Raw genomic sequence first — 21,383 nt, 5'->3', positions numbered from 1 at the left:
CAGCGTTAATAACCTGATTTTTATTCATTTCGTTGAAATGTAATAAAATATTGTTTTAGTGCTACGCTTAATTCAGTCAGTAAATCAAAAAAAAGCTATATTTCACTTTGCCCGTTGCGCATTTGTCCTGGATAATGCGCCGCGTTCATGTCCCCAAGATGGCGTAACGTCCTATGCTACATTTGTTTGCTGGCCTGGATCTGCATACCGGGCTTTTATTATTGCTTGCTCTGGCATTTGTTTTGTTCTACGAAGCGATTAACGGCTTCCATGACACGGCGAACGCAGTGGCAACGGTTATCTATACACGTGCTATGCGCTCGCAGGTTGCGGTTGTCATGGCGGCGGTGGCTAACTTCTTTGGCGTTCTGCTTGGAGGTCTGAGTGTAGCTTACGCAATCGTGCATATGCTGCCAACGGATCTCCTGTTGAACGTCAGCTCCGGCCATGGCCTTGCCATGGTATTCTCCCTGCTGTTTGCCGCAATTATCTGGAACCTCGGTACCTGGTATTTTGGCCTGCCAGCCTCCAGTTCACATACCCTGATTGGCGCGATTATCGGTATTGGTTTAACCAATGCACTGATGACGGGCACCTCGGTGGTGGACGCGCTGAACATCCCCAAAGTCGTGGGTATTTTCGGCTCCCTGATTATCTCTCCTATCGTTGGTCTGGTGGTCGCAGGTGGCTTGATTTTCCTGCTGCGTCGTTACTGGAGCGGCACCAAAAAACGGGCCCGTATCCACCTGACGCCGGCCGAGCGTGAAAAGAAAGATGGCAAGAAAAAGCCACCATTCTGGACACGTATCGCCCTGATCATTTCTGCCATCGGCGTTGCGTTCTCTCACGGCGCTAACGACGGTCAGAAAGGTATTGGTCTGGTGATGCTGGTCCTGATTGGCGTGGCACCGGCGGGCTTTGTGGTGAATATGAACGCCACGGGCTACGAAATCACCCGTACGCGCGATGCGGTCAACAACGTGGAAACCTTCTTCCAGCAGCGTCCTGAGCTGCTGAAACAAGCGACCGGCGTGGATCAGTTAATCCCTTCTCCGGACGCGGGGGCAACTACGGCACCGGGTGAGTTCCACTGCCACCCGGCTAACGCGGTAAGCGCGCTGGAACGGGCGAAAGGCATGCTGACGGATGTCGAAAGCTACGACAAACTCTCTGTCGAGCAACGTAGCCAGCTGCGCCGCATTATGCTGTGCATCTCCGACGTGACCGACAAAGTGGGCAAGCTGCCTGACGTGAACGCTGACGATAAACGTCTGCTGAAGAAACTGAAAGGCGACATGCTGAACACTATCGAATACGCGCCAATCTGGATCATCATGGCGGTCGCGTTAGCGTTGGGCGTGGGTACGATGATTGGCTGGCGCCGCGTGGCGACCACAATCGGCGAGAAGATCGGTAAGAAAGGCATGACCTATGCGCAAGGGATGTCCGCGCAGATGACCGCCGCCGTTTCTATCGGTCTGGCGAGTTATACCGGTATGCCGGTCTCTACAACCCACGTACTCTCTTCGTCCGTGGCAGGTACCATGATCGTTGATGGCGGCGGTTTGCAGCGCAAAACCGTGACCAACATCCTGATGGCCTGGGTGTTTACCCTTCCGGCGTCTATCCTGCTCTCTGGCGGTCTGTACTGGATCTCTCTGCAGTTCCTCTAATCGCAGGCAGAGACAAAAAAAGCGGGTCAGGAAACTGACCCGCTTTTTTTATGGCTGTCGGTTTACAGAAAACCTTACAACCCTAAGAAAATCCTGAACATTTTTTGTACATCATTGCCCATGAAGAGTATTTATCATTCCGGTCAGGATATCTTGTTGATGGGTGCGGGATGGGCTCAGGGAAGAGCAGGAACCTCAAAACCCGAATGGGGAAAATGGTACGAAAAACCACCTTACGGTGACGATCCGACAGACCAGCGTAATATTCGAGAAGGGATAAATTATGCCATTCAGAGCGGCTATTAGATGGCTTCATCGATTTACCACACTGGCGCTGCTCATTATGGTTATCGGATTCGCATGGCTAAACCAGAAGCCCAATCCGCGAACCAGCGATAAACTTCTCCGTACATATGAGATTTCAAATAGCGTCTGGCTTTATATGACTGTGAACAACCAGGGAGGCGCAACCGTACCTACGATTTATCGATATTATTTGTCGCAGCCGTTACAGGGTAAAAACGCTGACATTGTCCAGGAGCTAGCGACAAAATCGCCAGTTCTGGAAGGGACAGGCAGCATTTCTGAAGCGCGGATAAACGATAAAGGTGAGGTAGCCATTACCTACAGTGGCCACGTGTTTTCTTTGCATGAAAACGTATCTGAACTTCGGTTCACGATAAAACCATCATCTTAGGAATAAAGGCGAGGTCACCCCCGCCTTTCCTGCGTTCAGTGCCAGATCATCAACGCAATCATACTCACCACCACCAGGCCACACAGCGCACTGGTTAAAATGAACTGACGACGCAGGCGCTCGCAGCGCCGGATAAACTCTTCATCATGATGATCGCGGTAACGCTGGTAGTAGATATACCCCACCAGACGCATCTGTTTGCTGGGCTGTCCATGCGAGGTGAAGAACCCTCCACCGTCCACATACTGATAAAGCAATGGATCGCAACCACGAAGAACGACCAGTAGCGCGCGTAGCGATGAGAAGTAGCGCGCCATATTTACGATGCAAACTACACATAACGCCCAAAATAATGCGACGGTGCTAATCATACCTCCTCCCCGGCGACACGCCCACGAAGCAACGCTTCGGGACTACCGCTCCCCGATACCCTGACAGACCGCTCAGTGAAAGAGTCACACGAAACCGGACGGGTTAACGTTTTAATATCCGACCGGCTTAATCAATAGTGTAGGAGATCCGTTAATTTTTTTGCCACAAGGTTAATCGTTATCAACACCAATGCTTGAAAAATTTGTTCAACTGGGCCGTAATGAGAGCAGGTAGACAGCGGCTGAATGCGCTGGTCATCGATCACTTAAGGAAGGAGTAACACTATGGCTTACAAACATATTCTTATCGCAGTCGATCTCTCCCCGGAGAGCAAAGTGCTGGTCGATAAAGCCGTATCCATGGCACGTCCGTATAATGCGAAAGTTTCCCTGATTCACGTCGACGTTAACTACTCCGATCTCTATACCGGCCTTATCGATGTCAATCTCGGGGATATGCAGAAGCGTATTTCTGAAGAGACTCACCACGCCCTGAGCGAGCTTTCAACGAATGCGGGTTACCCGATTACCGAGACCCTGAGCGGTAGCGGCGACCTCGGTCAGGTGCTGGTTGATGCGATTAAGAAATACGATATGGACCTGGTGGTTTGCGGTCATCATCAGGACTTCTGGAGCAAGCTGATGTCTTCCGCGCGCCAGCTGATCAATACCGTGCACGTGGATATGCTGATTGTTCCGCTGCGTGACGAAGAAGACGAGTAAATAAAACGTTTGCCCCTCTCCCACAGGAGAGGGAATGATCGAGCCCCTCTCCCCGTGGGAGAGGGGTTGAGGTGAGGCCATCAGACCGCACTATACGTCCGGCGTACCAGAATAAATATCAAACCGATGCCCTTTCGTGGTCACCGCGTTGGTGGTCGCCACATCCGCCAGCGGCGGTGCGTAGTCCGGGCGTTTCACCACCACACGCTTTGTCGCCAGCAGCCGGGCAGGTGCCAACAGCCCATCCGCATCCAGATCCGGTCCCACCAGCGACTGAAACACCCGCATCTCTTTCTTCACCAGCGCACTTTTCTGCTTATGCGGGAACATTGGGTCGAGATAGACCACCTGCGGGCGTGGTGCGATATCAGTCAGCGCCGTCAGGCTGGAGGCGTGGATCAATTGCAGGCGCTCTTGCAGCCATGGGCCAATCTCCGGGTCCGCATAGCCGCGCGCTAATCCGTCGTCCAGCAATGCTGCCACTACCGGGTTACGCTCCAGCATTCGCACTCGACAGCCCACCGAGGCCAGCACAAACGCATCGCGTCCTAGCCCTGCCGTGGCATCCACCACGTCCGGCAGATAACTGCCTTTGATGCCGACCGCTTTGGCAACCGCTTCGCCGCGACCGCCGCCAAATTTGCGCCGGTGCGCCATCGCCCCGCCGACAAAATCGACAAATATGCCGCCGAGCTTCGGTTCGTCGCGCTTGCGCAGTTCCAGATGCGTTGTCGTCATTACCAGCGCCATCGGGTTTTCATCATCGTGCTCCAGCCCCCAGCGGGCGGCCAGAACAGATAAGGCGCCGTCTCCGGCGCCTGTTTCATCGAGCAAACAAATTTTCACTGCGGCAATTAACCCTTAATACCGTAATGCTCCAACATCGCATCCAGCTGCGGCTCACGGCCACGGAAGCGTTTGAACAGCTCCATCGGCTCTTCGGAACCGCCACGGGTCAGGATGTTGTCGAGGAACGACTGCCCGGTTTCGCGGTTGAAAATCCCCTCTTCTTCAAAGCGGGAGTAGGCATCCGCCGCCAGCACGTCGGCCCACAGGTAGCTGTAGTAACCCGCTGCGTAGCCGCCCGCAAAGATGTGGCTGAACGCGTGCGGGAAGCGACCCCAGGTTGGCCCCGGAATAACGGCGACCTGCTTTTTAATCTCGGCCAGCGTTTCAAGGATTTTCGCCCCCTGCTCCGGGCTGAACTCGGCGTGCAGACGGAAATCGAACAGGCCGAACTCCAGCTGGCGCAGAATAAACATCGCCGCCTGGTAGTTTTTCGCCGCCAGCATTTTATCCAGCAGTTCTTTCGGCAGCGGTTCGCCGGTCTCATAATGGCCGGAGATAAATGCCAGCGCGTCCGGCTCCCAGCACCAGTTTTCCATAAACTGGCTCGGCAGCTCGACCGCATCCCACGGCACACCGCTGATACCGGCGACACCCGCGGTTTCGATGCGGGTCAGCATGTGGTGCAGACCGTGACCGAACTCGTGGAACAGGGTGATCACTTCATCGTGGGTAAAGAGCGCCGGTTTGCCGCTCACCGGACGGTTGAAGTTACAGGTCAGGTAGGCAACCGGCTTCTGCAGAGTACCGTCCGCTTTACGCATCTGGCCCACGCAGTCATCCATCCACGCCCCGCCGCGCTTGTTTTCACGCGCATAGAGATCGAGGTAGAAGCTGCCGCGCAGTTCATTTTTCTCGTCATACAGCTCGAAGAAACGCACATCCGGATGCCAGACGTCGATATCTTTGCGCTCTTTGGCCGTGATGCCGTAGATACGCTGCACCACTTCGAACAGGCCATTGACGGCTTTGTTTTCCGGGAAGTACGGGCGCAGCTGCTCATCGCTGATGCTGTAGAGATGCTGTTTCTGTTTTTCGCTGTAGTAAGCGATGTCCCACGGCTGCAGTTCGTCCACGCCGAACTCCGCTTTCGCGAAGGCGCGCAGCTGGGCCAGCTCTTTCTCACCCTGCGGACGGGCGCGTTTGGCGAGATCGGTCAGGAAGTCCAGCACCTGCTGCGGGTTCTCCGCCATTTTGGTGGCGAGAGATTTGTCGGCATAGCTTTCAAAGCCCAGCAGCTGCGCCAGCTCGTGACGCAGGGCAAGGATTTCGGCCATCACCGGGCTGTTATCCCATTTACCGGCATTCGGCCCCTGATCGGACGCACGCGTGCTGTAGGCGCGGTACATCTCTTCACGCAGAGCCTGGTTGTCGCAGTAGGTCATCACTGGCAGGTAGCTCGGGATATCCAGCGTCAGCAGGAACCCTTCCTGCTCTTTCGCTTCGGCCTGGGCTTTTGCTGCGGCCAGCGCGCTTTCCGGCATCCCCGCCAGCTCCGCTTCGTCGGTAATCAGCTTCGTCCAGCCCATGGTGGCATCGAGCACGTTGTTGCTGTACTGGTTACCCAGCTCGGACAGACGGGCGGCGATTTCGCCATAGCGTTGTTGTTTCTCTTTTGGCAACCCGATACCGGACAGTTCAAAATCACGCAGGGCATTATCGACCGATTTTTTCTGGGCGGTATTCATGGCGGCGTAATGGTCGCCGTCGCGCAGGTCGCGGTAGGCTTTATACAGCCCTTCGTGCTGACCGACCCAGGTGCTGTACTCGGAGAGCAGCGGCAGGGTTTGTTCATAGGCTTCGCGCAGTTCCGGGCTGTTTTTCACCGAGTTCAGGTGGCTCACCGGCGAGAAAATGCGCCCCAGCACGTCGTCCACCTCGGCCAGCGGCTGACACAGATTTTCCCAGGTGTACGGCCCGCCCTGCGCCACCACGCTCTCTACCGCTGCGCGGCAGTTGCCCAGCGCTTCGGTAACGGCAGGCACCACATGCTCAGGGAGAATTTTAGAAAATGGCGGCAGGGAAAAAGGCGTCAGTAATGGATTGGTCATAAACGCTGTCCTGTTAAATAGAGTAAGTGAAGCGCGCATCCGGCGCTGTGCATATGGGTCAGTAATGGGGGTAAGTGTAGAGGATTTCAATACCGGGCGTTGCGCTTTCGCGGCGGTGGCGACTTTTCTGTATACTGTGGCGATACGCTTTTTTTTACCTGATGGAACACCTTTACCCATGCTCAGTTATCGCCATAGCTTCCACGCGGGCAACCACGCCGACGTCCTTAAACACACTGTTCAGAGCTTGATCATTGAAGCGCTGAAAGAGAAAGACAAACCCTTTCTCTATCTGGACACCCATGCCGGCGCGGGCCGCTATCAACTGAGCGGCGAACATGCCGAGCGCACCGGTGAATATCTGGAAGGTATTGCCCGCATCTGGCAGCAGGACGACCTGCCTGCCGAGCTGGAGCCCTATATCGGCGTGGTTAATCATTTCAACCGCAACGGCCAGCTGCGCTACTACCCCGGTTCCCCGCTGATTGCCCGCCAGTTGCTGCGCGAGCAGGACAGCCTGCAGTTGACTGAGCTGCACCCGAGCGACTTCCCGCTGCTGCGCTCTGAATTCCAGAAAGACAACCGCGCCCGGGTAGATAAGGCTGATGGCTATCAGCAACTGAAGGCTAAACTGCCGCCGGTCTCCCGTCGCGGTCTGGTGCTGATCGACCCGCCGTACGAAATTAAAACCGATTATCAGGCGGTGGTAACCGGCATCAACGAAGGTTACAAACGCTTTGCCACCGGCACCTACGCCCTGTGGTATCCGGTGGTATTGCGCGCGCAAATCAAGCGCATGATCAAAGACCTCGAAGCGACCGGCATCCGCAAAATCCTGCAAATTGAGCTGGCCGTCCGTCCGGACAGCGATCAACGCGGTATGACTGCCTCCGGCATGATTGTCATTAACCCGCCGTGGAAGCTCGAAGCGCAGATGAATAACGTGCTGCCGTGGCTGCACAAAACCCTGGTGCCAGCGGGAACCGGCCACGCCACCGTCAGTTGGATCGTGCCGGAGTAATTGCAGGCATCGGTGGAAACTATTGATTTCAGGTATACAATCGCGCCAACCAGATATTAAGGATAAGACTCATGAGCAAGCATTATGACTACATCGCCATTGGCGGCGGCAGCGGCGGCATCGCCTCTATTAACCGTGCGGCCATGTATGGCCAGAAGTGTGCGCTGATTGAAGCCAAAGAGTTAGGCGGCACCTGCGTAAACGTGGGTTGTGTACCGAAGAAAGTGATGTGGCACGCGGCGCAGATCCGCGAAGCTATCCATATGTATGGCCCGGATTATGGCTTTGACACGACCCTTAACCATTTCGACTGGGATAAGTTGATCGCCAGCCGTACCGCCTACATCGACCGTATTCACACCTCGTACGATAACGTGCTGGGCAAGAACAACGTTGACGTGATCCGCGGTTTCGCCCGCTTTGTGGATGCAAAAACGATTGAAGTGAACGGCGAGACGATCACCGCCGATCATATCCTGATCGCCACCGGCGGCCGTCCGAGCCACCCGAACATTCCGGGCGTGGAGTACGGTATCGACTCTGACGGCTTCTTCGAACTGCCTGCTCTGCCTAAGCGCGTTGCCGTTGTCGGTGCGGGCTACATCGCCGTTGAGTTGGCTGGCGTAATTAACGGCCTGGGCGCAGAAGCGCACCTGTTCGTGCGTAAACATGCGCCGCTGCGCAGCTTCGACCCGCTGATCGTTGAGACCCTGGTCGAAGTGATGAACGCGGAAGGGCCAACCCTGCACACCAATGCCGTACCGAAAGCGGTAGTGAAAAATGCCGACGGTAGCCTGACGCTGGAGCTTGAAGATGGCCGTAGCCAGACCGTAGATTGCCTGATCTGGGCAATTGGTCGCGAACCCGCCAATGACAACTTCAATCTGGCGGTAACCGGCGTTAAAACCGATGAAAGAGGTTACATCGTTGTCGATAAATTCCAGAACACCAGCGTATCGGGCATCTACGCCGTTGGCGATAACACCGGCGCGGTTGAGCTGACGCCGGTTGCCGTTGCGGCGGGCCGTCGCCTCTCCGAGCGTCTGTTTAACAACAAGCCGGACGAGCATCTGGATTACAGCAATATCCCGACCGTGGTCTTCAGCCATCCGCCTATCGGCACCGTTGGCTTAACCGAGCCGCAGGCGCGCGAGCAGTATGGTGACGAGCAGGTCAAAGTCTACAAATCGTCGTTTACTGCCATGTACACGGCGGTCACCTCTCATCGCCAGCCTTGCCGTATGAAGCTGGTTTGTGTTGGTCCGGAAGAGAAAATCGTCGGCATTCACGGTATTGGTTTCGGCATGGACGAGATCCTGCAGGGCTTCGCGGTGGCGCTGAAGATGGGCGCAACCAAGAAAGACTTTGATAACACCGTTGCGATTCACCCGACGGCGGCGGAAGAGTTCGTTACCATGCGCTGATTGTTTGCGCAGGAGAGTGCTTTACCCAAACTGGCCGCGCAACGGCCAGTTTTTTTTTTGGCGTGATGAAATAAAAGATAACGCATCATCCTTGTGGGCTGCCACAGGGGATGGGGAGATCACGTCCCCTCCTTTGCCCCGTCTTCTCCACCTGCTGCCAGGTTGCTAACAGCGTTAATCCACTTTCCCTCCGGGTAAAGCGGGTGACGTTAGCGGCAAAGGCACGCCTCATGGACTTATGTACAAACGGTAACAAAATAGCCCGTTGTCGGCCAGGGAGTTGGCTAATCTTAAAAGGCGCTAAGCCGTACCCTTCAGAAAATAATTTAAGACTGAGTAGAGAACATGCATCTGAAAATTACCGCGACGTTTATGTCGAAGATACACCTCGTCCTGGCCCTCGCCTGGACCATACTGACGATACCTACCCTGCTGTGGTGGAAAAACAGCATCCTGTGGGTGTCACTAATGAGTATCTATGCGATTGTGATTTCGCATCTCGCCGCGTACAGTGCCGCACATGCAGAAAAAGCGGCCAGTAAGGCGCTGGGCGAGAGCGCTAACGCGAACCAGAAAGCCAGTCATACCGCAGCCACGGTTCATGAGAATGCGCGACAACGAATGCTCTGATTTTTCATTCCCCGCTTAACGTCCTTAAAATACCTTTTAACGTTGTAAATTCATTGGGTTAATATGTTTTTTGCGCGTCGTTAGCGGGGAAAAAAGCGTGATCAACCGCACACTTCGCACCGCATTCACCGAAGCGAATGTCTACGCTTAAAAGACGACCGGGAAAAACCCGTATTTGTTACGACAAAACCGGAGGTCCACACCACCATGTTCAACCAGAAATTACAGGCAGCAGAGGTTATCGAGTTCGAGATTGCGGAAGAGATTCGCTACGAAACCGATCCCTGCGAGTTAAAACTGGATGAGATGATTGAGGCGGAGCCGGAACCGGAAATGATCGAGGGGTTGCCCGCATCTGATGCGCTGACCCCGGCCGATCGTTACCTTGAATTGTTTGAGCACGTTCAGTCGACGCGACTCTTTGCAGACAGCAAAACGTTCCCCGACTGCGCGCCAAAGATGGATCCGCTGGATATCCTTATCCGCTACCGTAAAGTCAGACGCCACCGGGACTTTAACCTGCGCCAGTTTGTGGAGAACCACTTCTGGCTGCCGGAAGACTACAGCAAAGAGTACATCTCTGACCCTGGTCTGTCCCTGAAAGAGCACATTGATAACCTGTGGCCGGTGCTGACGCGCGAGCCGCAGGATCATATCCCGTGGTCATCACTACTGGTATTGCCGCAGGCCTATATCGTGCCTGGCGGCCGTTTCAGCGAAACCTACTACTGGGACTCCTATTTCTCCATGCTGGGGCTGGCCGAGAGCGGCCGCAACGATCTGCTGAAATGTATGGCGGATAACTTTGCGTGGTTGATTGAGCGCTACGGTCACATTCCGAACGGCAACCGTACCTACTACTTGAGCCGCTCCCAGCCGCCGGTCTTCGCCCTGATGGTCGAGCTGTTCGAAGAGGACGGCGTGCGCGGCGCGAAGCGCTATCTGGACCACCTGAAGATGGAATACGCGTTCTGGATGGACGGCGCCGAGTCGCTGCTGCTCAACCAGGCTTATCGTAGCGCAGTGCGTATGCCGGACGGCTCTCTGCTCAACCGCTACTGGGATGACCGTGACACTCCGCGCGATGAATCCTGGATCGAAGACGTGGAAACGGCCCGCCACTCTGGCCGTCCGCCGAACGAAGTTTATCGCGACTTGCGCGCCGGGGCGGCTTCGGGCTGGGACTACTCCTCCCGCTGGCTGCGCGATCCGTCACGGCTGGCGAGCATCCGCACGACGCAGTTTATCCCTATCGACCTGAACGCGTTCCTCTTCAAGCTGGAGAGCGCCATCGCCAATATTTCGGCGTCGAAAGGGGATAAAGAGACCGCAGAGATTTTCCATCAGAAGGCGAGCGATCGTCGCGCGGCGGTGAACCGTTATCTGTGGGATGAAGAGACGGGCTGCTACCGTGACTACGACTGGCGACGCGAGGAGATGGCCCTGTTCTCTGCAGCCAGCATCGTGCCGCTGTACGTAGGAATGTCGACGCATGAGCAGGCCGAACGTTTGTCCGATGCCGTAAAAGCGCGTCTGCTGACGCCAGGCGGCATCATGGCCACGGAGTATGAGACCGGCGAACAGTGGGACAAACCCAACGGCTGGGCCCCGCTGCAGTGGATGGCGATCCAGGGGTTCAAACAGTACGGCAACGACTCGCTCGGCGATGAAATTGCCTGGAGCTGGCTGCAAACGGTGAACCACTATTACAAGGAGCACCACAAGCTGATTGAGAAGTACCACATCGCCAGCAGTACGCCCCGTGAAGGTGGCGGGGGGGAGTACCCGCTGCAGGATGGCTTTGGCTGGACAAACGGCGTGATTCGTCGCCTGATTGGGCTATATGGGGAGCCGTAGCTCCCCTCAGCGCGCTAGCGAATCACTTCATAAATTTCCGTCTGGATACCCTGCCACTTTTTGCTGCTGGCATCCGGCTGCGCCTGCGCCCGGCGGGTGGCCTGCTCAACCTCGTAACGTTGACGCGCCACTACCGCCGGCACGGTGCAAAAGGCCTGTAGCCAGGTTTTGCGCGTGCTCGTGAGCTTCTCGCCGGATGACATGGCATGGCTCAGGGTAGTGATAAATCGCCGACAGGGCTTCTGCTCCGTCATTTGCAGGCGATAGCGCATCAACATCTCCAGTACGGCAACGTTACCCGCCGAGTGCGCCTGCTCAGTCCAGGAGACTTTCCAGTCCATCCCCCCTTTCAGAAAGAGCTGCACCACGCGGGCATCATTACGATCGATGGCCGAACGGAAGTTGTTCTCATCCCAGGTGATGCCCATCCGCGTCAGCGTGTCCCGCGATGAAGGGGTGTCACGCATATCTTCGGGCTGCTGGGTCTGAACGACCACTTCCGCGGCCCGGGGCTGCGAATCGCCAACGAAGAGCCAGACGCCCCCTGCCAGCATCGCCAGCACCATGACCCCTACAGCCCCCCAGAGCAGCCCGGAGATAAGCTGATCGCGCTGCTCCGGCGTGCGCTCTGCCCGTCGCTGCGGTTTATCGATATTCTCACCAATTTCATCGCTATCGCCGCCGGCCGCCTTGTTTTTCTGCTGCGCATGCTCCCAGAAGCGGTGCAGGTCGTTGGTCTCCACCGCCAGCAAGGCTGCCGGATTAACCCGGGTACGCCCCTGCTCAAAGGCACGCTGCACCGGGCTGGCAATCTGGTCGTAGTAGCTGTCCATTAAGACAATCTGTGCCGGGGTCAAGGCCTCTCCGGCCAGCAGCATATTACGGATCTGGCGTATATCGTCGAGGAAGGTTTGCAGCGTTTTTCGCGGCTCCACCAGCAGGGTGAGATGGTGCTGATCGCTGAAAAGCGCAGCGTAATAGCGGGAAAACTCCTTTTTATCCACGACCATCAGCGCCAGCTCGCTGAATTTCATGCCGCTCAGCACATCGTTGCGTTCGCCCTGTCGTAGCCAGCGTCGAACCTGATCGGCGCTGAACAGGGTTTTCAGGTGATTGTTCAGACGCGTAGGATCGGGCCAGGCTTTCAGCACCAGCGCTTTCAGCATCATCTCGACTGCGCGCACCTGCTTTTGCGCCTGCAGCTGTTGCGCCTCATCCGCCGGGGCAAGCTCGGTACTGTAGGTCAGCAGGGGCTGTTGCTGGCGCACATGCTCAAGGGCCGTGACAAAACGCGTCGCCGCAATCAGCTGGTTGTCGCTGACATCCTGTCCACTCTCATACTGTGGTACACGCTGTTGCAGCAGACGCAGCTGGAGCGTGAAGTTCGACATTTCAGCGTCGTTCAGGTGTAGCCGCTTCGCCACCGCCGCCCAACCGCCCAGGCCGAGGCGCGCGTTATCCAGCTGTTCCAGAAACCAGCGGGGATCCTTGCCTTCCGATACATGCACTTTCAGGAGCAGCAGGATCTCCACCGACGCCTGACGAATGATACCCAGACAGTGTTCAAACTGTTCCCGGACGTGATGCGTTTTGCTGAGGGTCATCATTTTCCTTTCCGTAAAATGAAAACAGATATGAGGTCGTCTCTGTGCGACTTTTTTCTTTTATTTATACAGGTTTAACCATACCTGAGAATCTATGGTATTACAGTGACAGCCGTATAATCATTAACACAATTTATGGGATAAGCCTGATGCCGGTACTGCATACCCCGCGTTTAACCTGCTCGCCGCTGGGCGAAGCGGATTGGTCCTTTTTCCTGGCGCTTCAGCAAGACCCGGACGTGATGCGCTACGTTGCAGATAACCGCCCGGAAACGGCGATCCGGGAGGCCTTTGAATCCCGCCTGCCCGAGTGGACGCCTGGCAGCGCGCACTGGTTATGCTTGCTGGTTCGGGACACCCTCAGCCAGACGCCACTGGGCGTAACGGGATATCTGCATCATGAAGAGGATATTGCCGAGGTGGGATTCTTATTCGCCCCGCAGGCGCAGGGTCTGGGATATGGCTTTGAATCGTTAAAAGCGGTGTGTGATTTTGCCTTTAACGAGGGGGGAATTCGCCGGTTAACTGCCACCGTGACGGCCGGAAACCTGCCCTCCAGGCGGCTGCTGGAGAAGCAGGGTTTTGTGCTGGAAGGCGAGCTGCGAGAAAATTATCATTTGGCTGGCCGGTGGCATAATGACTGGCTGTTTGGCCTGCTGAAAAAAGAGTATCAGCAGGCGTAACCGGCTTACAGGAACATACCGCCCGAGACTTCAATGCGCTGGGCGTTCATCCAGCCCAGCTCATCGCTGAGCAGCGCGGCGATAGCGTCACCAATATCATCCGGCAGACCTACGCGCCCCAACGCGGTTTGCGCGGCGATCTGCTGATTAAGCTCGGCATTATCACGTACCATGCCGCCACCGAAATCAGTTTCAATCGCCCCTGGCGCGATGATATTGGCGCTAATGCCGCGTTCCCCCAGCTCTTTCGCCTGATAGCGGGTTAACACCTCCATCGCCCCTTTCATCGCTGCATAGATGCTGGACCCGGGGAGCGCAAAGCGTGCCAGCCCGGAAGAGACGTTCAAAATTCGTCCCCCGTCTCTCATCAGTGGCAGGAGACGCTGCGTCAGGAAAAACGGACCTTTTAAATGGATGTTCATGACGTTATCAAATTGCGCTTCGCTGGTTTCAACATAGGGGGCATATAAACCCACCCCAGCATTGTTCAATAAATAGTCGAAGCTGTCGCGCTGCCAGTGCTGCCTGAGGGTCTCCCCGACCTGCTGAGCAAAATGTTCGAAGCCGGCAACTTCGCCGACGTTCAGCTGTAACGCTGCGGCTTTCACCCCTTTTTGCTCAATTTCGCGAACAACATCGAGCGCTTCCTGTTGGCTGCTATTCCAGGTGAGGATAATTCCGACACCTTTCGCAGCCAGCTTCAGCGCCGCGTTTTTTCCCAATCCCCGGCTGCCGCCAGTCACAATGGCTATACGTTCACTCATAAGAAACCTCGTTTCGGCTGTTGTGGTCGTTGAGAAAGAGCTTATTAGGTGATAGAAAATCAATAAAGGTAGCCAGTAACGCTTTACTGTTTCAATTTGAACAACAATGAGCGCAACCTATGGATAAAATTCACGCAATGCAGCTCTTCATCCGCGTCGCGGAACTGGAGAGTTTTTCTCGCGCAGCGGACTCTTTAGGCCTGCCTAAAGGGAGCGTATCTCGGCAAATCCAGGCGCTGGAGAACGGGCTTGGTACGCAATTGCTGCACCGGACAACCCGCCGCGTCAGCCTTACGCAGGACGGAATGGTCTATTACGAGCGGGCAAAAGATCTGCTGGCAAACCTCGACGAACTGGATGGTCTTTTTTTGCTCGACCCTGCCAGCATCAGCGGACGACTGCGGGTAGATATGCCGGTGGCCATTGCACGAAATTTAGTCATCCCGCGACTGCCCCAGTTTTTACAGCAGTATCCCGGTATCGAACTGGAGTTGAGCAGTAGTGACCGTCTGGTGGATGTGATTCGGGAAGGATTCGACTGCGTGGTGCGCGTCGGCACTCTGAAAGATTCTGGTCTTATTGCACGCCCGCTGGGCAAACTGTCAGTCATCAACTGCGCCAGCCCCGATTATCTGACGCGTTTTGGCTATCCCGAGACGCTGGACGATTTAGCCTCTCACGCGGTGGTGCATTATGCGCTCAATCTGGGGAGTCGGCCGCAGGGCTTTGAATATTATGACGGTGAGAGCACCCGCTGGGTTAAAACTGGCGGCATCCTGACGGTGAACAGTACCGAAACCTATCACGCCTCCGCTCTGGCGGGTCTGGGGATTATTCAGGTGCCACGCGTCGGGGCTCGCGACGCGCTGCGCGCCAAAAAGCTGCTGGAGATCCTGCCACAATATCGTCCTAGCCCGATGCCGGTTTCGCTAATTTATCCCCACCGCCGCAACCTCTCCCGCCGGGTTCGCCTGTTTATGGAGTGGCTAACAGAATTAATGAAGGCGTACGTAGACTAGACTGAATCTGTACCCGTGATACTTCACGCGGCCCAGGCATTGGCCTTTGATTCGCTCTCCCGAACCTTAGCCGCCGGGGCCGTGGCAAGCAGCATGAATTATTTAGGGTATATAATTTCAGGAACATCCTGCGTACCGAAAAGGAAAACGTCACCGATGCCGGACAACAACCAGCAACGCCCTGTACAGGAACTGGATTACGAACCAGTCAAAAAAATGGACACCACCCCGCCTTCCGCGGCATCAGAAAACGTGGAAGTGACAAGCCACGATGTAAGCAGTGCGGGAAGCCTGGTCGAAAAAGCGAAGCTGCTGGTTCAGCTCGTACAGCAGCGCCCAATGATTGCCCACATCCTGCGGGCCACCGAGCGATTTAACGATCGGCTGGGTAATCAGTTTGGCGCCGCCATTACCTACTTCTCGTTTTTATCGATGATTCCCATCCTGATGGTCTCCTTTGCGGCAGCAGGCTTTGTGCTCGCGTCGCATCCGACCCTGCTGCAGGATATCTTCGGTAAAATCTTGATGAACGTTAGCGATCCGACGCTCGCCTCCACCCTGAAAAGCACCATTAATACTGCGATCCAGCAGCGCACCACGGTAGGGATTGTCGGGCTATTGATTGCACTCTACTCGGGTATTAACTGGATGGGGAACCTGCGCGAGGCGATCCGCGCTCAGTCGCGTGACGTCTGGGAGCGCACGCCGCAGGACCAGGAGAAAATCTGGCTGAAATACTTCCGCGATTTTATCTCGCTGATTGGCCTGCTGGTGGCGCTGATTGTCACTCTCTCTATCACCTCGGTGGCCGGTTCGGCACAGCAGATGATTATCTCAGCGCTCTATCTTGATAATATCGAGTGGCTAAAACCCGCGTGGCGACTGATTGGATTAGCTATTTCAATCCTGGCGAACTATCTGCTCTTCTTCTGGATCTTCTGGCGCCTGCCACGCCATCGGCCCCGTCGTAAGGCGTTGATGCGGGGTACGCTGATTGCCGCTATCGGTTTTGAGATCATCAAAATCGTGATGACCTATACGCTGCCTTCGCTGGTGAAATCCCCCTCTGGCGCCGCCTTTGGTTCGGTGCTGGGGCTGATGGCATTCTTCTACTTCTTTGCGCGTCTGACCCTGTTCTGCGCAGCGTGGATCGCCACCGCCGAGTACAAAGATGACCGGCGAATGCCGGGCAAAACCCACCGCTAATGACATCATCGGGCTGAATAAAAACGCAAAATTTCAGCCCGATTCATCATTTCAGCATATAAATCCAGCCTGTAACTTTTATTTAACCAAAAACCAGTTTTTTCCACCAAGTTTAAATTTATGTGAAGCATTTCATAGAAGCTATTTTAGCAGGCTGAACATTATCCCCTTTTTGCTGCTTTTTTGCCCTTCCGCCGGGTTTGTTACAGATTGAAATGTCGCTTTTGCTGTGCGTAATATGGCCGTTCGTTCGCCAAAAATAAGAAAAGTTTATGCAGGCCACAACCACAACTCTCGATTCACAACAGGAAAACGCCCCGGTTAACTCACGTAACAAAGTCGTTGTCGCCTCTCTGATTGGCACCGCCATCGAGTTTTTCGACTTCTACATTTACGCGACCGCTGCGGTTATCGTCTTTCCACATATCTTCTTCCCGCAGGGCGACCCGACCGCCGCGACGCTGCAGTCCCTGGCGACCTTTGCCATCGCCTTTGTGGCGCGGCCGATTGGTTCCGCGCTCTTTGGTCACTTTGGTGACCGTATTGGCCGCAAAGTCACGCTGGTTGCTTCGCTGCTGACCATGGGGATCTCTACCGTCGCCATCGGCCTGCTGCCCACTTACGAGACCATCGGCATTCTGGCGCCGGTGTTGCTGGCGCTGGCGCGTTTTGGCCAGGGTTTGGGTCTGGGCGGTGAATGGGGCGGCGCGGCGCTGCTGGCCACCGAGAACGCCCCCGCGCGTAAACGTGCACTGTACGGCTCCTTCCCGCAGCTGGGTGCCCCCATTGGCTTCTTCTTTGCTAACGGGACCTTCCTGCTGCTCTCCTGGCTGCTGAATGATGAGCAGTTTATGAGCTGGGGCTGGCGTATTCCGTTTATTTTCTCTGCCGTGCTGGTGCTGATTGGCCTGTATGTGCGTGTCTCGCTGCACGAGACGCCGGTATTCGCCAAAGTCGCAGCGGCCAAAAAGCAGGTAAAAGTGCCGATGGGTACCCTGCTGACCAAACACGTCCGCGTGACCGTGCTCGGCACCTTTATCATGCTGGCAACTTATACCCTGTTCTATATCATGACCGTCTACTCCATGACCTACAGCACCGCGCCTGCGCCGGTCGGCCTGGGGCTGCCGCGTAATGAAGTGCTGTGGATGTTGATGATGGCGGTGATTGGCTTTGGCGTGATGGTGCCTATCGCCGGCCTGCTGGCGGATAAATTTGGCCGCCGCGCGAGCATGATCACCATCACCTCGCTGATTATCCTGTTTGCGCTGTTCGTCTTCCCGCCGCTGCTGGGTTCCGGTAGCCCGGCGCTGGTGATGGCCTACCTGCTGATTGGCCTGAGCCTGATGGGGTTGACCTTTGGCCCGATGGGTGCGCTTCTGCCTGAGTTGTTCCCGACTGAAGTGCGTTATACCGGTGCCTCGTTCTCCTATAACGTCTCGTCGATTCTGGGGGCTTCCGTGGCGCCCTACATCGCCACCTGGTTACAGGCAAACTACGGTCTGTTCTACGTGGGTGTCTACCTGGCCGCGATGGCAGCTCTGACGCTGATTGCCTTGCTGCTGACGCACGAAACGCGGCATCAGTCGCTGTAAACGTAAAACGGCAACCTGTGGGTTGCCGTTTTTTTTACGTCCTGCGCCTTACTTTTTCATCTGTGCCAGTATATTCCGACACTGATTCGCATCCCCTTCAGACGGCGAAATCAACGCCAGCAGCGCCGCCGCCGGCGTTACCAGCGTTGCCAGCGCCGCGGCCACCGCACCACGGGCAATCAACGGCCCGGCTTTCACCCCCGCATCCGGATTTTTAAAGGTTCCGCGTACGTACAGCGGCGAGCGCAGCGTAACGATACGGATGCCCTTACTTTCCGGATTGATGGTGAGGTCGAGCTGCTCAGAGGCCATGCTGGCGGTGCCCGTCACATTGATGACCGCATTCTCCGTATCGAAGGCGAAGATCTGCGGTCGGGCAACGCCGTTGGCCAGATCGATATTGGCCGCCGCGCAGTTCACCCGCACTTCATCATCGCCAAAAATCTGACCAATGATAAAGTTGCCCACATTCAGGCCGAGGATCTCCATCAGGTTACGGCTGATCAGTCCATCGTTCATCAGCAGCTTCAGGTTACCGTTGCCGTTACCCAGCAGAGCAGCCACGGAATTACCGGTACCGCGGATCTCAGCATCACCGTTCATTTCACCGAGGGTTTTCTGCATTAATTCGACGTCAGGCATCAGCTCTTTTAACTTCAGCCGCCGCGCCTGAATATCTGCCCGCCCACGCATAGGGCTCTTATCCCCTTCCAGATGAATATTTGATGAGATGGTTCCGCCCGCCATGCCGAACTTCAGCGGCTGCAGGCGCAGGTCGGCATTTTTCAACAGGATATGGGTCGAGAGATCGCTAATGGGCAGGCTGCTGCCATGTTCAATACGGCGGCCTTTGAAACGCACATCGGCATCCATCACATCCCATTTATCTGTTTCAAAACGATCGTTTGGTAGCACCTTGCCGGCAGGCTGAGCGCTTTTCTCACCCTTTTTCTGCTCGGCGCGTTTCGCGCGCTCGGCACCCTTGCCCGAATCCACCCCGATCAGCGGGCCCAGGTCGGCGAGGCGCAGCTGCCGGGACTCCAGATCCCCTTCAAGCTTCGGCCGCGGCTTGCCGGTGGTGTAGGTTAGCGAGCCGTGGATATCACTGTCGCCGATGCGGCCATTAAAGTCGCGATAGTCATAGACCGACGACTTTTCGGTATCAATTTTCGCGACCAGATGACCGTCGGTTTCAAACGGTGGAGTATCGGGCAGCAGCACGCCAGTCAGCTCATAGAGCTCGCCCAGCGAATCCCCGGCAAATTTCAGCTGGAGATCAACACCACCCATTTTCATCGGGTCGTTTACCGTGCCAACGAAGGCCACCCGCGTATTGCCAGAGCGGAAATCAGCCTGTACCGGGAACGGCGTGCCTTCGCTTCGCAGGGCCAGCATACCGCCAATTTTACCCTTGCCGCTTAAAGGCTGGTCGTTGTAGCGCCCTTCCGCCTTCAGGCCAAAGACGTAATCACCGACCTTATCTTTTTTGCCTTTGTTCCCCGTCACTTCGCTAAAGGGCAACGGTTTACCCAGCGGATCGACAAAGATCTCAATATCTGCCTTCGTCACCGCATCGTTGATATCGATCCGTCCGCGATCGAAGAGGATATTATCCAGGCGGAAAGACCAGGAGGACGGTTTGGCGTTGGGATCTTTTTCTTCGTCACTCCCCGCCAGATCAAAGGTCCAGTTGTTCTTTTTTTCCGACAGACGGATCAGCCGGGCATCCGGCTGTTGCAACTTGATCCACGGTAGATAGACCGTTTTAGTGAACAGCGCCAGCGGCGCCAGCGTGGCCTCTACGCGCGGCAGATGCACCATGGTAATTTCGGGGATATCCGGCGGGTTGCCGAGGATGATGTCGTTAGCATGGATGTGTGGCCATGGAACCCAGCTGCGCCAGCCGGTTTCCTCTTTCTGGCGCTCCCACACTACGCCCAAATCACCACGAATGGCGAAGGGCCGGTTTAACTCAGTCGAGACTTTCTGGTTGATGGTCGGTTTGAGGCGATTCCAGTCAAACGTCGCAATAATGACGATTATCACCACAATCAACAACAAGAAGATCCCTAGCGACCAGGTGATTATCTTTGTTGTCTTGGTCATTCCGCACTCCCTTTTTCGCTTGCCTTTCTAGAATATAGCGCAGGCAACGGGAAAGCGGCGGCTGCGTCCGGTAATAGCGCGTCATTCACGCACTATTATGGGAAGCAGCCAAAACCTACAGAGTAAGGATGACGTTTTCGAGCGTGTCCATCGGGACGGGGCGGGAGAGGAAGTAACCCTGCGCAGCAGCGGCCGGAGAGCTTTGCACGTCTCGCCACTCTTCCAGCGTCTCGATGCCCTCGACAATGACCCCCTGGCAGTAGCGGTTCATCAGCTGAAGCAACAGGGTGAACAGGTTTCGCCCTTCCGGTGTTTGGCGCAGCATGATGAAGAGATCGCGCGCCACTTTGATGTAGTCATAGCGCACTTCGCTCAGAGCCGAGAAGTTGGCCATACCGGTACCGAAGTCGTCCAGCCACAGCGGAGCAAACTCGCACATTGCAGCGAAGGTCGAATCTTGCGGTAAGCGTATATGCTCAACCAGCTCAAAGCGGATCCACGGCAGCGTAGCGATGAGCTGCTTTAACGTCTCATCCTGACGCACCGCCATCAGCGTAGGGCCATCGACGTTTACCGAGGCGAGGATCTTATGCTGCATGAAAAAGGGCTGCTTTTCCGCCAGCATGGTGAGCTGTTCTTCCAGCACATCCAGACGTTTGCGCACCGGAATTTCCGCAAAGTAGCGATCCGGCGCGATACGCTGATCGGGCGTTGACGGATGCGTCACGATGGTCAGGATCTCAACGGCCATCAGCGTGCCATCAATGCGATAGATGGGCTGCCAGGTGTAAGCGCGCTCACATTGCAGCCAGTAGCGATGCTCCTGCAAGTTCTCAATACTTGCCTGAGGAACAACTAGCCGCTGGATATCCTGCTGTAACTTCATTTCAGATGTCCTGTTGAATGGGAGATGAGCTGACGGGACTCGTCAAAGGTTATCGGCGCAGGAGATAAGAACTTTAAGGCTGGTTGCAGGCGAAAATGAAATTCTGATGACAGAAACTGAAGCGGAACCTGTTCCAGTTCAAAAAAATAATGGAACGTCGTTTTAATATGGTTGACCACTAAACGGTGCCAGAGCACACTACCTCTAATTTCACTCTTCAGGTTCAA

The 21,383-nt window shown here is 55.6% G+C and carries 15 protein-coding genes and 2 pseudogenes; 10 read left to right on the top strand and 7 right to left on the bottom strand.

Features of this window, described 5'->3' with window-relative positions; genetic code table 11:
- Nucleotides 1-173: 173 nt before the first annotated feature.
- The gene (gene pitA, locus WFN75_RS19280; RefSeq protein WP_040078196.1) at nt 174-1,673 is read left to right on the top strand and encodes an inorganic phosphate transporter PitA; all 1,500 of its coding nucleotides are present in this window, start codon (nt 174-176) and stop codon (nt 1,671-1,673) included.
- 732 nt (nt 1,674-2,405) lie between these two features.
- On the opposite strand, the gene uspB is transcribed toward pitA, so the two are convergent.
- Nucleotides 2,406-2,741: a universal stress protein UspB gene (uspB, locus tag WFN75_RS19275; protein ID WP_003861224.1), complete on the bottom strand. Its 336-nt coding sequence runs from the start codon at nt 2,739-2,741 to the stop codon at nt 2,406-2,408.
- Nucleotides 2,742-3,026: 285 nt separating this feature from the next.
- Between uspB and uspA the strand changes: the two genes are divergently transcribed.
- A complete protein-coding gene (uspA, locus tag WFN75_RS19270) occupies nt 3,027-3,464 on the top strand; it encodes a universal stress protein UspA (protein ID WP_003861223.1) in 438 nt (145 codons plus the stop codon).
- A gap of 90 nt (nt 3,465-3,554) precedes the next feature.
- On the opposite strand, the gene rsmJ is transcribed toward uspA, so the two are convergent.
- Together rsmJ and prlC are read right to left on the bottom strand one after the other, a co-directional pair.
- Nucleotides 3,555-4,310: a 16S rRNA (guanine(1516)-N(2))-methyltransferase RsmJ gene (rsmJ, locus tag WFN75_RS19265; RefSeq protein WP_263616885.1), complete on the bottom strand. Its 756-nt coding sequence runs from the start codon at nt 4,308-4,310 to the stop codon at nt 3,555-3,557.
- 8 nt (nt 4,311-4,318) lie between these two features.
- On the bottom strand, nt 4,319-6,361 hold the full coding sequence (prlC, locus tag WFN75_RS19260) for an oligopeptidase A (protein WP_212478373.1): 2,043 nt from the start codon (nt 6,359-6,361) through the stop codon (nt 4,319-4,321).
- 178 nt (nt 6,362-6,539) lie between these two features.
- Here prlC and WFN75_RS19255 point away from each other — a divergent pair, with 178 nt between their 5' ends.
- From WFN75_RS19255 to WFN75_RS19240, 4 genes and pseudogenes are all read left to right on the top strand, one after another.
- Complete coding sequence (locus WFN75_RS19255) at nt 6,540-7,382, top strand: 23S rRNA (adenine(2030)-N(6))-methyltransferase RlmJ (protein ID WP_040078190.1); 843 nt, start codon at nt 6,540-6,542, stop codon at nt 7,380-7,382.
- 71 nt (nt 7,383-7,453) lie between these two features.
- Nucleotides 7,454-8,806 (top strand): glutathione-disulfide reductase, encoded by a 1,353-nt coding sequence (gene gorA, locus WFN75_RS19250; protein ID WP_263616884.1) that lies wholly within the window; start codon nt 7,454-7,456, stop codon nt 8,804-8,806.
- A gap of 351 nt (nt 8,807-9,157) precedes the next feature.
- Nucleotides 9,158-9,352 (top strand): annotated as a pseudogene (locus WFN75_RS19245) (monooxygenase); the annotation flags it as partial.
- A 291-nt stretch (nt 9,353-9,643) separates the two neighbouring features.
- Nucleotides 9,644-11,293, top strand: a complete 1,650-nt coding sequence (locus tag WFN75_RS19240; protein WP_040078186.1) for an alpha,alpha-trehalase — start codon at nt 9,644-9,646, stop codon at nt 11,291-11,293.
- Between the two features lie 14 nt (nt 11,294-11,307).
- On the opposite strand, the gene WFN75_RS19235 is transcribed toward WFN75_RS19240, so the two are convergent.
- The gene (locus WFN75_RS19235; protein WP_263616891.1) at nt 11,308-12,897 is read right to left on the bottom strand and encodes an STY4199 family HEPN domain-containing protein; all 1,590 of its coding nucleotides are present in this window, start codon (nt 12,895-12,897) and stop codon (nt 11,308-11,310) included.
- A 149-nt stretch (nt 12,898-13,046) separates the two neighbouring features.
- On the opposite strand from WFN75_RS19235, the gene WFN75_RS19230 reads away from it, so the two are divergent.
- Entirely contained in the window at nt 13,047-13,580 is a 534-nt protein-coding gene (locus WFN75_RS19230) for a GNAT family N-acetyltransferase (RefSeq protein ID WP_263616883.1), read from the top strand.
- 5 nt (nt 13,581-13,585) lie between these two features.
- Here the strand turns inward: WFN75_RS19230 and WFN75_RS19225 are convergent, their stop codons facing one another.
- Nucleotides 13,586-14,344 carry an SDR family NAD(P)-dependent oxidoreductase gene (locus tag WFN75_RS19225; RefSeq protein ID WP_263616882.1) on the bottom strand — a complete coding sequence of 253 codons (759 nt, stop codon included), beginning with the start codon at nt 14,342-14,344 and terminating at the stop codon, nt 13,586-13,588.
- Between the two features lie 119 nt (nt 14,345-14,463).
- Here WFN75_RS19225 and WFN75_RS19220 point away from each other — a divergent pair, with 119 nt between their 5' ends.
- The 3 genes and pseudogenes from WFN75_RS19220 (at nt 14,464) to WFN75_RS19210 (ending at nt 18,164) form a co-directional block, all read left to right on the top strand.
- Entirely contained in the window at nt 14,464-15,363 is a 900-nt protein-coding gene (locus WFN75_RS19220; RefSeq protein WP_233802643.1) for a LysR family transcriptional regulator, read from the top strand.
- 327 nt (nt 15,364-15,690) lie between these two features.
- Nucleotides 15,691-16,569, top strand: a pseudogene (gene yhjD / locus WFN75_RS19215) (inner membrane protein YhjD); the annotation flags it as partial.
- A 272-nt stretch (nt 16,570-16,841) separates the two neighbouring features.
- The gene (locus WFN75_RS19210; protein ID WP_212478370.1) at nt 16,842-18,164 is read left to right on the top strand and encodes an MFS transporter; all 1,323 of its coding nucleotides are present in this window, start codon (nt 16,842-16,844) and stop codon (nt 18,162-18,164) included.
- 48 nt (nt 18,165-18,212) lie between these two features.
- Here the strand turns inward: WFN75_RS19210 and WFN75_RS19205 are convergent, their stop codons facing one another.
- Together WFN75_RS19205 and pdeH are read right to left on the bottom strand one after the other, a co-directional pair.
- On the bottom strand, nt 18,213-20,270 hold the full coding sequence (locus tag WFN75_RS19205) for an AsmA family protein (protein WP_207292574.1): 2,058 nt from the start codon (nt 20,268-20,270) through the stop codon (nt 18,213-18,215).
- A 115-nt stretch (nt 20,271-20,385) separates the two neighbouring features.
- On the bottom strand, nt 20,386-21,156 hold the full coding sequence (pdeH, locus tag WFN75_RS19200) for a cyclic-guanylate-specific phosphodiesterase (protein WP_046886820.1): 771 nt from the start codon (nt 21,154-21,156) through the stop codon (nt 20,386-20,388).
- Between the last annotated feature and the right edge of the window lie 227 nt (nt 21,157-21,383).

The sequence above is a fragment of the Leclercia sp. UBA7405 genome, from assembly GCF_037152215.1.
Lineage (GTDB): Bacteria > Pseudomonadota > Gammaproteobacteria > Enterobacterales > Enterobacteriaceae > Enterobacter > Enterobacter pneumoniae.
Note: the sequence above shows the minus strand (reverse complement) of the source record. Positions and strands in the feature narration are given on the sequence as shown.